At 69.8% G+C, this 13,009-nt stretch carries 15 protein-coding genes; 2 read left to right on the forward strand and 13 right to left on the reverse strand.

All coding sequences use genetic code 11. The features are described 5' to 3' along the window. Position 1: 1 nt before the first annotated feature. Positions 2 to 778, reverse strand: a complete 777-nt coding sequence (locus tag B140_RS0100570) for an ABC transporter ATP-binding protein (protein WP_018117401.1) — start codon at positions 776 to 778, stop codon at positions 2 to 4. 80 nt (positions 779 to 858) lie between these two features. Next, entirely contained in the window at positions 859 to 1,965 is a 1,107-nt protein-coding gene (gene rlmN / locus B140_RS0100575) for a dual-specificity RNA methyltransferase RlmN (protein ID WP_026165825.1), read from the reverse strand. A gap of 94 nt (positions 1,966 to 2,059) precedes the next feature. Here rlmN and B140_RS13145 point away from each other — a divergent pair, with 94 nt between their 5' ends. Continuing rightward, entirely contained in the window at positions 2,060 to 2,422 is a 363-nt protein-coding gene (locus B140_RS13145) for a LapA family protein (RefSeq protein ID WP_018117403.1), read from the forward strand. Here the strand turns inward: B140_RS13145 and B140_RS0100585 are convergent. The 5 genes from B140_RS0100585 to rpsB form a co-directional block, all read right to left on the reverse strand. Continuing rightward, positions 2,419 to 3,297 (reverse strand): phosphatidate cytidylyltransferase, encoded by an 879-nt coding sequence (locus B140_RS0100585; protein WP_018117404.1) that lies wholly within the window; start codon positions 3,295 to 3,297, stop codon positions 2,419 to 2,421. The two genes, B140_RS13145 and B140_RS0100585, sit on opposite strands and share 4 nt — an antisense overlap. Positions 3,298 to 3,337: 40 nt before the next feature. Beyond that, positions 3,338 to 3,895 (reverse strand): ribosome recycling factor, encoded by a 558-nt coding sequence (gene frr / locus B140_RS0100590; protein WP_018117405.1) that lies wholly within the window; start codon positions 3,893 to 3,895, stop codon positions 3,338 to 3,340. A 150-nt stretch (positions 3,896 to 4,045) separates the two neighbouring features. After that, the gene (gene pyrH, locus B140_RS0100595) at positions 4,046 to 4,732 is read right to left on the reverse strand and encodes a UMP kinase (RefSeq protein ID WP_018117406.1); all 687 of its coding nucleotides are present in this window, start codon (positions 4,730 to 4,732) and stop codon (positions 4,046 to 4,048) included. Positions 4,733 to 5,011: 279 nt separating this feature from the next. Further along, the gene (tsf, locus tag B140_RS0100600; protein ID WP_026165828.1) at positions 5,012 to 5,830 is read right to left on the reverse strand and encodes a translation elongation factor Ts; all 819 of its coding nucleotides are present in this window, start codon (positions 5,828 to 5,830) and stop codon (positions 5,012 to 5,014) included. 194 nt (positions 5,831 to 6,024) lie between these two features. Beyond that, positions 6,025 to 6,828 (reverse strand): 30S ribosomal protein S2, encoded by an 804-nt coding sequence (rpsB, locus tag B140_RS0100605; protein ID WP_026165829.1) that lies wholly within the window; start codon positions 6,826 to 6,828, stop codon positions 6,025 to 6,027. 345 nt (positions 6,829 to 7,173) lie between these two features. Between rpsB and B140_RS0100610 the strand changes: the two genes are divergently transcribed. After that, a complete protein-coding gene (locus tag B140_RS0100610; protein WP_018117409.1) occupies positions 7,174 to 7,734 on the forward strand; it encodes a murein hydrolase activator EnvC family protein in 561 nt (186 codons plus the stop codon). Here B140_RS0100610 and B140_RS0100615 read toward each other — a convergent pair. From B140_RS0100615 to B140_RS0100640, 6 genes are all read right to left on the reverse strand, one after another. Next, positions 7,682 to 8,755, reverse strand: a complete 1,074-nt coding sequence (locus B140_RS0100615) for a tyrosine recombinase XerC (protein ID WP_018117410.1) — start codon at positions 8,753 to 8,755, stop codon at positions 7,682 to 7,684. The two genes, B140_RS0100610 and B140_RS0100615, sit on opposite strands and share 53 nt — an antisense overlap. Before the next feature lie 11 nt (positions 8,756 to 8,766). Beyond that, positions 8,767 to 9,960 carry a DNA-processing protein DprA gene (gene dprA / locus B140_RS0100620; RefSeq protein WP_018117411.1) on the reverse strand — a complete coding sequence of 398 codons (1,194 nt, stop codon included), beginning with the start codon at positions 9,958 to 9,960 and terminating at the stop codon, positions 8,767 to 8,769. Continuing rightward, the gene (locus tag B140_RS0100625; protein WP_018117412.1) at positions 9,957 to 11,507 is read right to left on the reverse strand and encodes a YifB family Mg chelatase-like AAA ATPase; all 1,551 of its coding nucleotides are present in this window, start codon (positions 11,505 to 11,507) and stop codon (positions 9,957 to 9,959) included. Before B140_RS0100625 ends, dprA begins: the two co-directional genes overlap by 4 nt. After that, positions 11,497 to 11,898, reverse strand: a complete 402-nt coding sequence (locus B140_RS0100630; protein ID WP_026165831.1) for a YraN family protein — start codon at positions 11,896 to 11,898, stop codon at positions 11,497 to 11,499. The genes B140_RS0100625 and B140_RS0100630 overlap by 11 nt, the downstream gene beginning before the upstream one ends. Positions 11,899 to 12,013: 115 nt before the next feature. After that, complete coding sequence (locus B140_RS0100635) at positions 12,014 to 12,319, reverse strand: DUF2469 domain-containing protein (RefSeq protein WP_018117414.1); 306 nt, start codon at positions 12,317 to 12,319, stop codon at positions 12,014 to 12,016. After that, complete coding sequence (locus B140_RS0100640) at positions 12,316 to 13,008, reverse strand: ribonuclease HII (RefSeq protein WP_018117415.1); 693 nt, start codon at positions 13,006 to 13,008, stop codon at positions 12,316 to 12,318. The genes B140_RS0100635 and B140_RS0100640 overlap by 4 nt, the downstream gene beginning before the upstream one ends. Between the last annotated feature and the right edge of the window lies 1 nt (position 13,009).

Here is a 13,009-nt window from a genome sequence, read left to right on the forward strand (position 1 = left end):
CTCACCGCTCCCCTCCCAGCCAGTCCAGGGAGTCGCCGCTGTAGGCGCCGCCCACGGCCTCCACGAAGGCGTCGCTGAGCGAGCGCCCGCCGCGGACCTCCTCCACGGGCCCGGAGGCCTGCACGCGGCCCTTGTTGATGATGGCCACGTGGGTGCACAGGCCCTCCACCAGCTCCATCACGTGGGAGCTGATCACCACGGTTCCCCCGGCGGCGGCGTAGCTGCGCAGGAGGTTCTGGATGGTCCGCCCGGAGACGGGGTCCACGGCCTCCAGGGGCTCGTCCAGGATCAGCACGGCGGGGTTGTGCAGCAGGGCCAGGGCGAGCAGGATCTTCTTGGTCATGCCCGCGGAGTAGTCCACCACCCGCTTGTCCCCGGCCTCCTCCAGGCCCAGGGCCGCCAGCAGCTCACGGCTGCGTTCCTCCACCACGGCGGCGTCCATGCCGCGCAGCCCGCCCACGTAGCTGAGCAGCTCCGGGGCGCTGAGGCGATCGAACACCGGCACCCCGTCCGCCAGCAGGCCCATCGCCCGCTTCATCTCCAGGGGCTGCTCCCAGGTGTGGTAGCCCGCCACCCAGGTATCGCCCCGGTCCGGGCGCAGGAGCCCCGCCGCCATGGAGATCATGGTGGTCTTTCCCGCGCCGTTGGGCCCCACTATTCCGTAAATGGATCCCCGGGGGATGTCCAGATCAATGTCATTCACGGCCACCGCGCCGTCAAAGGCCTTGCATAGCCCGCGCACCGCGAGGGCCTGCGTCGTGGGATCGTGGTGAAGCATAAAAGGGCACGTCCTTTCCCTGAAGAAGTATCGTGCCCTTAATCCTATGACCGGAAGGTAAACAAAAGATCACGCCATATCTATTGTGATTCTCTTTCCTCGGCCGCCAACTGCCCGCAGGCCGCCGCGATCTCCGAGCCCTTGGTATCGCGCACCGTGCAGGGCACTCCCTGGGCGATCACCCTGCGCACAAACTCCTGCTGGCGGGGCTTGGGCGAGGCGTCCCACTCCGATCCCGGCGTGGGATTAAGCGGAATCACGTTGACGTGAACCTTGGAGCCGAGGGCGTCGTGCAATTTCTTGCCCAACATATCCGCGCGCCAATCCTGATCGTTCTTATCGCGGATAAGGGCGTATTCCACGGACACCCTTCTTCCCGATTTATCAGCGTAATAACGCGCGGCATCCAGAACCTCCGCCACCGGCCAGCGGTTGTTCACCGGCACCAGGGTGTCGCGCAGCTCGTCGTCCGGTGTGTGCAGGGAGATCGCCAGGGTAACGGACATGTCCTCGTCGGCCAGCTTGCGAATGGCCGGGGCCAGGCCCACGGTGGAGACCGTGACGTTGCGCTGGGAGATGCCGAAGCCCTCCGGCACCGGGCTGGTGATCTGCCGCACCGCCGAGACCACCCGCTTGTAGTTGGCCAGCGGCTCCCCCATGCCCATGAACACCACGTTGGACAGTCGCCCGCCCTCAGCCTCCATCGTGGCCGCGGCGGCCCGCACCTGATCCACGATCTCCCCGGTGGAGAGGTTGCGGTCCAGCCCGCCCTGCCCCGTGGCGCAGAACGGGCAGTTCATGCCGCACCCCGCCTGGGAGGAGATGCACAGGGTGGCGCGGTCCGGGTAGCGCATGAGCACGGACTCCAGCAGCGTGCCGTCGTGCAGCCGCCACAGCGTCTTTTGCGTCTCGCCCTCGTCCGTGGCCGTCTGCGTCACCGGGCGCATCAGGGGCGGGAAAAGCGCCTCGCGCACCCGCTCGCGGGCCTCGGCCGGGAGGTCCGTCATCGTTCCCGGGTCGGCCTCGTACCTGCCGTAGTAGTGCCGGGCAATCTGATTCACCCGGAACTTCGGCAGCCCAAGATCCGTGACGGCGGCCACGCGGGCCTCGGCGTCGAGATCGGCAAAGTGCTTGGGCGGCATGCCGCGCTTGGGCGCGGCGAACTGGAGCTTGATTGGTTCAGCCATGATGGGCACCATTGTTCCACCTCGGGGACGGTGAATCTAATCCTGCGCCACCCCCTGTGGACCGCGCGGCACCGGGCACGATTGAATAGAGGGCATGACTACACCGAATGATCCCACGGCACGCGGCGACCTTGCCGACCCCACCTCCCCCGCAGCGGGCACGGAGCCGACGCCCGCGCCGGAGGCGTCGCGACGCACCGGCTCGAAGCCGCAGCGCACCTTCGCCGCCACCACCTGGGCCGCCCTCATCGTCGGGGCCCTGCTGCTGATCCTGCTGCTCGTGTTCATCATGCAGAACCAGCAATCCGTGGAGCTGACGCTCTTCGCCTGGAAGTTCAGCTTCCCCGCCGGGGTGGGCTTCCTCCTCGCCGCCATCGCGGGCGCCCTCATCATGGCCCTGGTGGGCGGGGTGAGGATGCTGGAGCTGCGCCGCCTGGCAAAGAAGAACTCCCGCTAGGACAGCCCCTGGGTGACCAGGCTGAGCAGCAGCCAGGTCACCATCGCCGCGGGCAACAGCCCGTCGAGCCGGTCCATCATGCCGCCGTGCCCCGGCAGCATGCCGGACATGTCCTTGATGCCGAGGTCTCGCTTGAACTGGGACTCCACGAGGTCGCCCAGGGTGGCGCACACCGCCATGAGCAGGCCCATGGCCACGCCCAGCCACCACGGCTGGTTGAGCAGCAGCACCACGCAGGCCAGGCCCACCCCCGCGCCGCCCAGCAGGGAACCCGCGAAGCCCTCCCAGGACTTCTTGGGGCTCACCGCCGGGGCCATCGGGTGCGAACCGAAGAACACCCCGGCGACGTACCCGCCGGTATCCGAGGCCACCACGCACGCCACGAAGGTGACGATGAACAGCGGGGCCGCCGCCACGTCGGACTCGATGCGGGAGATGAGCGCGGCGAAGGCCCCGAACATGGGTATCCAGGTGAGCACGAACAGCGAGATCGCCACGTCCCGCACGTAGTTGCGCGCCCGCACGCTATCCACCTGGACAAAGAGCCTGCCGTACATGACCACCAGGGCCACCGCCACGTAGGCGGCCGCCATGCCGCCCACCCCCCACGGCCAGGTGAGCCACACCAGGAACTGGCCGCCCACGAGGAGCACCAGGCGGCTAATCACGTAGTCCGCCTCCATGAGACGCGTGCTGACCTCCCAGGTGCCCAGGCCCACCGCCGCGCTCACCAGGAGGTACCAGCCGAGCGGGCCGAGGAGCACCCCGGCGATGACCAGGGCCCCCAGCCCCACACCCACGCCCACCGCTACCGGCAGGTTGCGCCCTGCGCTGTTCTTCGGCTTGAATCGCTCGGCGCTGCGGGTGACGCCCACAATGTGCTCCTTTCGGCTGGGGTGATAACGATCGAGGGCGCTAGACCTCCATCAACTCCGTCTCCTTGTTGGATACCACCTCGTCCACCTTGGCCACGTACTCCTGGGTGGTCTTATCCAGCTCCTTCTCCGCCGCGATCACCTCGTCCTCGCCGGCGTCGCCGTCCTTCTGCAACTTCTTGAGCTGCTCCATGCCCTTGCGGCGCACGTTGCGAATGGCGATCTTGCCGTCCTCGCCCTTGGACTTGGCGAGCTTAACCATCTCCTTGCGGCGCTCCTCCGTGAGCTGCGGCACCGTCACGCGCAGCACGTGGCCGTCGTTGGTGGGGTTCACGCCCAGGTCGGAGTTGCGGATGGCGTCCTCGATCTCCCCCATGATGGAGGGCTCGTAGGGCTTGATGAGCAGCATGCGCGGCTCCGGTACGGAGATGGAGGCCATCTGCGTGATGGGGGTGGGCACCCCGTAGTACTCCGCGATCACGCCGTTAAACATGGAGGGGTTGGCGCGCCCCGTGCGGATGGTGGTGAGGTCCTCGCGGGTGTGCTCCACCGTGTTGCCCATGCGCTCTTCGGCTTCCATCAAAATCTCGTCGATCATGCTCTTGTCACTCCTCCGCCACTCATGCGTGGCCGCTTATGCGTAAATTAAGGTAAAAATGCTGCCGGCCCCTTGGGGCCTTAATGTAGCAGGAGCGAGGCGTCCCCGAGGGACGACGCCCCGCCTCCCGCGCGCCACCAGGCTTCGCGGCTAGGACTTCACCAGCGTGCCGATGCGCTGCCCCGCCACCGCGCGGGCGATGTTGCCCTCGGTGAGCAGGTTAAAGACCAGGATCGGCATGTCGTTATCCATGCACAGGCTAAAGGCCGTGGCGTCCGCCACCTTGAGGTTCTTCTCGATGACCTCGCGCGGGGTGATCTGGTCGTAGAGGGTGGCCTCGGGGTTGGTGCGCGGGTCGTCCGAGTACACGCCGTCCACCGCCTTGGCCATGAGCAACACCTCGCAGCCGATCTCCAGGGCGCGCTGCGCGGCGGTGGTGTCCGTGGAAAAGTACGGCATGCCCATGCCCGCGCCGAAGATCACCACGCGCCCCTTCTCCAGGTGGCGGGCGGCCCGCAGCGGCAGGTAGGGCTCGGAGATCTGCGCCATGTTGATGGCGGTCTGCACGCGGCACTCCACGCCCTCCTGCAGGAGGAAGTCCTGCAGGGCCAGGCAGTTCATCACGGTGCCCAGCATGCCCATGTAGTCCGAGCGCGCCCGGTCCATGCCGCGCTGCTGAAGCTGCGCGCCCCGGAAGAAGTTGCCCCCGCCGATGACCACCGCGATCTCGGCCCCCGTGCTGGCCACCTCCGCGATCTGCCGCGCGACGTTTTCCACCACGTCGGGGTCGATGCCCACCTGGCCCCCGCCAAACATCTCCCCGCCAAGCTTCAGCATGACGCGGCGGTATCCTTCGCTTCTGGCGCTATCCTGCTCAGAGGTCACCGGGCAACTCCTTCTTTAGTACGTGTGCGGCTGGCTCGTCTCCGGCCTAGTCTACCGTGCGCCCCGGCGATCGCCCCGCTGCGGCACAGGCCCGGGGTGATCCGCGGTGCACACGCCGGGCGCATAGCGGGCGGGCGCGCGGCGGACAGCAAAAACCCGCGCCGCATCCTTCACGGATGCCGCGCGGGTTTGCCCGGGTATCCCCGGGTACGTCTCGGCGTGCGCCGGTGGCTACTGCTGGCCCACCTCAAAGCGGGCGAAGCCGGTCACGGTGATGCCGGCCTCCTTGGCCACGTCGCCCACGGACTTCTTGCCGTCCGCCACGGAGGCCTGCTCCAGCAGCACGACGTCCTTGTAGAAGCCGTTGAGGCGGCCCTCCACGATCTTCGGGATGGCCTGCTCCGGCTTGCCCTCCTCGCGGGTGATCTGCTCGGCGATGGAGCGCTCCTTCTCCACGACCTCGGCCGGGACGGACTCGCGGTTGAGGTAACGCGCCTTCAGCGCCGCCACCTGCATGGCCACCGCGTGGGCGGCCTTCTCGTCCTCGCCCTCGTAGGCCACCAGCACGCCCACGGCCGGGGGCAGGTCGGCGGAGCGCTGGTGCAGGTACACGGAGGTCTTCTCGGCGTCCAGGGTGACCGCGCGGCGCAGCTCCAGCTTCTCGCCGATCTTCGCGGACAGCTCCTGCAGCACCTCGGAGGCGGGCTTGCCGTCCACGTCGGCGGCGGCCAGCTCCTCGGCGGAGTTCGCCTTCACCGCGGCGGCGGCGTCTGCGATCTTCGCGGCGAGCTCCTTGAACTCGGCGTTCTTGGCAACGAAGTCCGTCTCGGAGTTGACCTCGATCATGGTGTTGCCGGAGACGGCGATCAGGCCCTCAAGCGCGTTGCGCTCGGCGCGCTTTCCGACGTCCTTGGCGCCCTTGATGCGCAGGTTCTCCACGGCCTTCTCGAAGTCGCCGTCGGTCTCGTCGAGAGCCTTCTTGCAGTCGAGCATCCCGGAGCCGGTGATCTCGCGCAGCTTCTTCACGTCAGCAGCAGTGTAGTTCGCCATTGTTGGGGCGATCCTCCTTGTGTAGAAACGGTTACCGTTGAAAATCGTAGCCGAGAAACGGCCTCGCCGTGGGCTACGGTTCCCCAGCGGCGTGATAGGGGGAAACTAAAGCGATAGGCCCTCGCGTGCGCCACCGATACAACCGGCGTTCACCCGAGGGCCTTACGCTTGAGCGGGCTGAGCACCCGGAGGGGTTAGGCCTCCTTGGATGCCTCGGCGGCGTCGGCCTCCTGGGCCTTCTGCGCGTCCTGGGCTTCCTTCTCCTGGGTGTCGCCAGCGGCCTCCTTGGCGGCGGCGAGCTGACGCTCCTCGCGGGACTTCTTGCCCTCGATGACCGCCTCGCCCACCACGTGGGTGAGGATGTTCACGGAGCGGATGGCGTCGTCGTTGCCCGGGATCGGGTAGGCCACGTCGTCGGGGTCGCAGTTGGTGTCCAGGATGGCCACCACCGGGATGTTGAGCTTGTGCGCCTCGTGAACGGCGATGTGCTCCTTGTTGGTGTCCACGATCCACAGGGCCGAGGGCACCTTGGTCATCTCAGAGATGCCGCCCAGCACGCGCTCCAGCTTGACGCGCTCGCGGGTGAGCATGAGGGCTTCCTTCTTGGTGCGGCCCTTGTAGCCGTCCTCGGCCGCGTCCATCGCCTGCAGCTCCTTCATGCGGGCGAGGCGCTTGGAGACGGTCTGGAAGTTGGTCAGCATGCCGCCGAGCCAGCGGTGGTTCACGTAGGGCATGCCCACGCGCTCCGCCTCGGTCTGGATGGCCTCCTGAGCCTGCTTCTTGGTGCCCACGAAGAGGATGTTGCCGCCGTGCGCGACGGTCTCCTTGATGAACTCGTAGGCCTCATCGATGTAGGTCAGCGTCTGCTGCAGATCGATGATGTAGATGCCGTTGCGATCGGTGAAGATGAAGCGACGCATCTTCGGGTTCCAGCGACGAGTCTGGTGCCCGAAGTGGACGCCAGCATCGAGAAGCTCGCGCATGGTCACGACTGCCATGGTGTGCTCCCTTTCTTGTTATGGTCTTTCGGTTTTAAAAGTGCAACAGGTTTTGTGTTTTTGTCCTGCGCCCTGGCGGCATAGCACCGCGCCTTCCAACACCCGAGCCTGTGGGATCGGGACCGCGTCGGAGGCACCGCATATGCCGCGCGTAGTCAGCGGCCCGGGCGTAAAACACGCCCAGACACACTGCTGGGAGCAAGCATATAGCCTTCCACCCCCGGCTTCAAACCGCGGCGGGGGCTTATCCACAGGTAAACACCACCTTTCACATTCACACCACCATCCACAGGCCGGGGAGATCGACCTCGCGGAACCGGCGGCGCGCCGCGCAGAGTTGTTCCCATGAACACCCGCAACCGCCTCCCCCTCGCCGCGCTCGTAGTCCTGATCGCCCTCATTGCCCTAGCCTCGGTGCTCTTTCTGGCGCCGCCGACCCACGCCTGGGTCTCCCCCGCCACGGGCACGCCCGCGCCCGGCGCCGTGCTTCGGCCCTTCGATCCCCCGTCGCGCGACTGGCTGCCCGGCCACCGCGGCGTGGACCTGCACGCCCCGCCGGGGACCCCGATCCGCGCCGCCGGGCGCGGGACCGTGACGTTCGCGGGCGCGGTGGCGGGCAGCCCCACCGTCTCCCTCGAACACGGGGAGGGAATACTCACCACGTACCAGCCGGTCCTCCCCCGCGTGAGCGCGGGGGACGCCGTGGAGGAGGGACAGATAATAGGGGTGCTGGCCGAGGCACCCGCCTCCCACCACCAGCCGGGCACCGGGCTGCACTGGGGAGCGCGCCCCCTGCCGGACAAGGACCGCTACCTCAACCCGCTGCTCCTGCTGCCCGCCCCGGCGATCCGGCTCAAGCCCGTGGATGCGCCTGCTCGTAGACCTTCCGCAGGCGGCTGGCGCTGACGTGCGTGTAGATCTGCGTGGTCTGCATCGAGGAGTGACCAAGCAGCTCCTGCACCTCGCGCAGGTCCGCCCCGCCCTCCAGCAGGTGGGTGGCCGCGCTATGGCGCAGGCCGTGGGGGCTCAGGCCCTCCGCCTCGATCCCGCGCGCCGCCACCTCCACGATGCGGCGCACCTGGCGGGGGTTGATCCTGCCGCCCCGGCTGCCCAGAAAGACCGCGTCCCGGCCGCTCCCGGCCTGGGTGGGGGCCGCCTTGCGCACCAGCTCCGGGCGCCCCTCCCCCAGCCACCTCGCCAGGGCCTCCCTGGCGGGCTGGCCGAAGGGGGCCACGCGCTCCTTGTTCCCCTTGCCCACCACGCGCACGGTGCAGCCGCGCATGTCCAGGCGGCCAAGGTCCAGGCCGCACAGCTCGGAGACGCGGATGCCCGTGGCGTAGAGCAGCTCCACCATCGCCCTGTTGCGCAGGGCCTCCGGGGTCCGCTCCTCCCCCACGGGCCCGCCGCCCACGGCCCTGCCCGCGCTCGTCCCCGCGCCCGCGCTCGCTCCCGCGCCGTGCGGCTCCGCAGGCGCACCGCCCACCCCCAGCGGCGCCGGGGAGGCGGCCCCCACGGCCTCGGCACGCTCGGGGGCGGGGGCGTCATGCCCCGGCCCCTCGATGAGGGCCCGCGCCTGCTCCTGGCTGAGCACCTTGGGCAGGGCGCGATGAATCTTGGGGGTCTTTAACCGCACCGACACGTCCACGCTCAGGTGCCCCTGGTCAAAGGCCCACCGGCAAAACGCCCGCGCGGCGGCGGTGCGCCGGGCGATGGTGGACCTGCTCAGCCCCCTTTCCACCGCGGCCCCCAGCCACATGCGGAGGCTATTGAGGTTCAGCTCCGCGAACACGGGAACGTGCTCCGCAAGGTCCGCAAGGTCGGTGCGGTAGGCCCGGATCGTGGCTTCCGCGCGCCCCAACACGAAGTGTTGATAGTCCGCGAAATCCTCTACCGCCTCACCGACCTGCGTCGCTGCCGCCTCGCTCATGGTGCCCTATGTTATTCCCCCTTCGCGCCTCCTTCCACACGAAGCCATTGGTCTCCTTCCAGGCTGACCAGGTTTTTTGCGGCGAGTTCCACCAGCAGGTGCACCGTTAGCGGAACCGAGAAACCGGCGCCGCGAGCAATGGTCTGAGTGTCCACCGCGCCCGCAACCGGAAGGGCGTCGAACACCCGCAGCTCGTTTCTGCTCAACCCCTGTATGGCGTCCGGCGCGTAACACAGCTCGTACTGCTCGGTCACGTCCAGCGCCCCGACGGCGCCGAGCAGACCCCGGACGTCGTCCGGGCCCGTGACCAACTGCGCCCGGCCCTCCTTGATCCGCTGATGACATCCGAGGGACCCCGCCCCGGTGATCGGCCCCGGCACCGCCATGGCGATCCTGCCCAGCCCCTCCGCCCAGCTCAGGGTGTTCAGCGCCCCGGAGCGCCAGGCGGCCTCCATCACCACCGTGCCCCGCGTAAGAGCCGCCACCAGGCGGTTGCGGGTGAGAAAGCGATGCCGCTGCGGGGTGACCTCCGGCGGGTACTCCGTGACCACCGCCCCCTGCCGCGCCACGGCGTCAAAGAGCCGCGCGTGCCGCGCCGGATAGGCGCGGTCGATCCCGCAGGCGGAGACCACCACGGTGGTACCGCCCGCCTCCAGCGCCGCGCGGTGGGCCTCCGCGTCGATCCCCAGCGCGCCGCCCGAGACGATCGCCCACTGGTGCTGCACCAGGCCCCGCACGAGGCACGCGGTGGCCTCCGCCCCGTAACGGGACTGCGCCCTGGTTCCCACCACGGCCACGGCCTGCGCGCACAGGTGCCGCAGGTTCCCGCCGCGCACCCACAGGGCGTGCGGGGGCACGGCGTCCGCCTGGTAGGTGCGCGCGTGCGGGCTCATGCCGCTGCGGGCAAAGCCGAAGGCGTGTTCCAACTGCTCGGCGGGCCATTCCTCGTGCCCCGGGTAGATCAGCCTCGCCCCGTGCTCGCGGGCGATCTCCAGGTCTCGCCGGGGCCTGTCCCAGTCGTAGCGCGTGGCGGTCTGCCCAAGAAGATCGCCCAGCCACCGCTTGCGGCCCCGGATGGCCTCCGCGATCTCCGGGGCCTCCCTCCCCCGTTCCAAGAACTCGGACAGCGCCCGCGAGGGGCCCTCCACCACGCGGGAAAGATAGGCAAAGGCCAGCTCCTCCCGGCTCCATTCCCCGTCACTCATGGTTCCTCCCATCCCGCCGCGCCCAGCTCTAAGGCCCCGGCGATCTCTCCCATGCCCGGGCGCTTTCTTCCCTCCAGGTCCGCGAGCGTCCAGGCGATCCTGAGTAGTCGATCCGCCCCGCGCTGGCTCGCCTCTCCCCGCGCGAGGTACGCCTCGATCAGGGCCATCGCCTCGTCCGACGCGGGGAACTCCTTGCGCAGCAGCGGCCCTGGTATATCCGCGTTGCGCGGAGGTGCTAACCCCTCCTTGTGCCACCGGTACCGCGCCCTGTCCCGGGCCTGCGCCACCGCCTCCGCGAGCTCGGCGCTGGCGGGGGCGAAGCCGGTGCGCAGCCGCGCGCCCGCAGCGTGGGTGCGCGCCACGATGTCGATGCGGTCGCGCAGCGGGCCGGAGATGTTGCTCAGGTAGGCGGCCCGCTCGCGGGCCCCGCACCGGCACAGGCTGGGCTCGCTGGCCGCACACCGGCAGGGGTTGGCGGCCAGCACGAGCTGGAACCGCGCCGGAAACACGTAGGAGCGGTGGGAGCGCACCAGCCTCACCCGCCCCTCGTCCAAGGGGGTGCGCAGCCCGTCCAGCACGCTCGCCGGGATCTCCGAGGCCTCGTCGAGGAAGAGCAGCCCGTGGTGGGCCAGGCTCACGGCGCCGGGGCGGGGAATTCCGCTGCCGCCGCCGAGCAGCCCGGCGGCGGTCACGCTGTGGTGGGGCGCGACGAAGGGCGCCCGGCGCACCGGGCCGCGAAAGGAGTCCGCGGCCACGGAGTGCACCGCCGTGGCCTCCATCGTCTGCTCCCGCGTCAGCGGGGGCAGGATCGTGGGCATGCGCGCGGCGATCATGGACTTGCCCGAGCCCGGCGGCCCCAGGAGCATGAGGTGGTGCCCGCCGGCGGCCGCGACCTGCGCCGCGCGCACCGCCCGGCGCTGCCCGGCGATGTCCGCGAAGTCCCCCGGTGCGGGTTCCTCGCCGCCCGGCTCGTCCGGCTCCGGGCCCCGCAGCGCGGCCTCTCCCGCCAGCCACCGCGCGGCGTCCCCCAGGGTCGGCGCGATCAGCACCGTAAGCCGGGAGGCCAGCGCGGCCTCGCGGGCGTTGCCCGGGGGCACCACCGCGTGCGTCATTCCCCGGCGGCGCGCGCACAGCAGGGCCGGAAGCAGTCCGCGAACCGGGCGCAGCGAGCCGTCGAGCGCCACCTCGCCTAGCAGCAGCGTGGACCCCAGCGCCGTGCGCGCGTGCCGGGCGCGGTCGCCCTCCCAGGCCGCGCCGAGGATCGCGGCGGTAATCGCCAGGTCAAAGTGTCCGCCGGACTTGGGCAGGCAGGCCGGGGAGAGCGAGACCACGATCTTTGTGCGGGGCCATCCCAGGCCGCTGTTGGTCACGGCCGTGCGGATGCGCTCCCGCGATTCGCGCACGGAGGCGTCTCCGAGGCCCACCACACGCATGCCCGGCAGCCCCGGCCCGATGTTGGCCTCCACCCGCACGGGATGCGCCCGCACCCCGTGCAGCGCCACGGTGTGGGCCACCCCCAGGCGGGCGCCGTGCTCCTCAGCAGGCACCCTGATCCACCCCCTCGTAGCGCTCCACATCGAACAGGACATGCTCCCTGCCCTCCCGGCGCTCGCGCCCCACCACCGTCAGCGCCAGGACGTCGAGACGCACCGGGGAGTACGGCCTTCCCCGCAGCCAGCGGGCCGCCGCCCTGCGCATGCGGGCCACCTTGCGCGCATCCACGGCCTCCGCCGCGCCACAGCCCCGCCCGCTGCGCGTCTTGACCTCCACGAACACGAGGGTGCCGGTGGGCTCGCGCACGATGAGGTCGATCTCGTCGCGCCCGCAGCGCGCGTTCATCCCCACCAGCCGGGCACCCCGGTCCCGGTAGTAGGCGGCCGCGAAGGCCTCTCCCTGGCGGCCCAGCTCCATCCCCGATGTCATCGTCCCCTGAGTCATGCCCCTTATCGTGCCCGCTCAGGCAGCGGGGCCGCGACGCGCGCACGGCCGGGGTGTGGATAACCCCCGCTATCCACACCCCGGCCGCATCGGGCTTGCCACGGGGCTAGCCCCGTTACTCCGGCATGATGAGGTCCGGCTTGTCCAGCTCCTCGATGTTGACGTCCTTGAACGTAATCACCCGCACGTAGCGCACGAAGCGCGCGGGCCGGTACATGTCCCACACCCAGGCGTCGGACATGCGCACCTCGTAATACACGTCGGCCCCGCTGCCGTGCGGGATCAGCTCCACCGCGTTGGCCAGGTAAAAGCGCCGTTCCGTTTCCACCACGTAGGAGAACTGGCTTACCACGTCGCGGTACTCGCGGTAGAGGGACAGCTCCGCCTCGGCCTCGTAGTTCTCGAGCTCTTCGGCACTCATCGCCCTGCCCTTCCTTTCCTCGTTCGTCCACCGGGATCGCCGGGTGTTCCCCCGCTCGCGGCCCACTGCCGGTGGGCGGCGATCACATTGGAGTAAGTGTATCTATGCTCCGGGCTCGCGCCGTGACGGCGCACCGCATCCATGTGGGCCTTTGTCCCGTAGCCCTTGTGCCCGGCAAAGCCGTACTCCGGGTGCCTCTCGCCCAGCTCCACCATCATGCGATCGCGCGTGACCTTGGCCAGCACGCTGGCCGCCGCGATGCAGCGGGCGGCGGCGTCCCCGCCGATGATCGGCAGGTGCGGCTGGCGCAGGCCGGGGACGCGCACGGCGTCGCTGAGCACGTATCCGGGGGCGTGATCCAGGGCCACCACGGCCCGGCGCATGCCGGACACATTGGCCCGCTGAATCCCCTCGGCGTCGATCTCCCGGGCGCCGACCACCACCACGGACCACGCCAGGGCGTGCCGCTTAATCAGCGGGAACAGCCGCTCGCGCGCGGCGGGGGTGAGCTTCTTGGAATCCGTGAGGCGATCCAGGTCCGCGATGGTGCCCTCCGGGAGCACGCATGCGCCAATGGTCAGCGGCCCGGCGCAGGCGCCGCGCCCGGCCTCGTCCACCCCGGCCACCGGGCCCAGGCCCGCCCGCGCGAGCGCCACCTCGAGGGTGCGCAACTGCGTCAGCCGACGCATG

Source organism: Corynebacterium mastitidis DSM 44356 (assembly GCF_000375365.1).
Lineage (GTDB): Bacteria > Actinomycetota > Actinomycetes > Mycobacteriales > Mycobacteriaceae > Corynebacterium > Corynebacterium mastitidis.

What these genes read in the sequence shown, in the direction of transcription:
- B140_RS0100570 (WP_018117401.1), bottom strand. Translation starts at nt 778, where the DNA reads ATGCTTCACCACGATCCCACGACGCAGGCCCTCGCGGTGCGCGGGCTA.
- rlmN (WP_026165825.1), bottom strand. Translation starts at nt 1,965, where the DNA reads ATGGCTGAACCAATCAAGCTCCAGTTCGCCGCGCCCAAGCGCGGCATG.
- B140_RS13145 (WP_018117403.1), top strand. Translation starts at nt 2,060, where the DNA reads ATGACTACACCGAATGATCCCACGGCACGCGGCGACCTTGCCGACCCC.
- frr (WP_018117405.1), bottom strand. Translation starts at nt 3,895, where the DNA reads ATGATCGACGAGATTTTGATGGAAGCCGAAGAGCGCATGGGCAACACG.
- pyrH (WP_018117406.1), bottom strand. Translation starts at nt 4,732, where the DNA reads ATGCTGAAGCTTGGCGGGGAGATGTTTGGCGGGGGCCAGGTGGGCATC.
- tsf (WP_026165828.1), bottom strand. Translation starts at nt 5,830, where the DNA reads ATGGCGAACTACACTGCTGCTGACGTGAAGAAGCTGCGCGAGATCACC.
- rpsB (WP_026165829.1), bottom strand. Translation starts at nt 6,828, where the DNA reads ATGGCAGTCGTGACCATGCGCGAGCTTCTCGATGCTGGCGTCCACTTC.
- B140_RS0100610 (WP_018117409.1), top strand. Translation starts at nt 7,174, where the DNA reads ATGAACACCCGCAACCGCCTCCCCCTCGCCGCGCTCGTAGTCCTGATC.
- B140_RS0100615 (WP_018117410.1), bottom strand. Translation starts at nt 8,755, where the DNA reads ATGAGCGAGGCGGCAGCGACGCAGGTCGGTGAGGCGGTAGAGGATTTC.
- dprA (WP_018117411.1), bottom strand. Translation starts at nt 9,960, where the DNA reads ATGAGTGACGGGGAATGGAGCCGGGAGGAGCTGGCCTTTGCCTATCTT.
- B140_RS0100630 (WP_026165831.1), bottom strand. Translation starts at nt 11,898, where the DNA reads ATGACTCAGGGGACGATGACATCGGGGATGGAGCTGGGCCGCCAGGGA.
- B140_RS0100635 (WP_018117414.1), bottom strand. Translation starts at nt 12,319, where the DNA reads ATGAGTGCCGAAGAGCTCGAGAACTACGAGGCCGAGGCGGAGCTGTCC.
- B140_RS0100640 (WP_018117415.1), bottom strand. Translation starts at nt 13,008, where the DNA reads ATGCGTCGGCTGACGCAGTTGCGCACCCTCGAGGTGGCGCTCGCGCGG.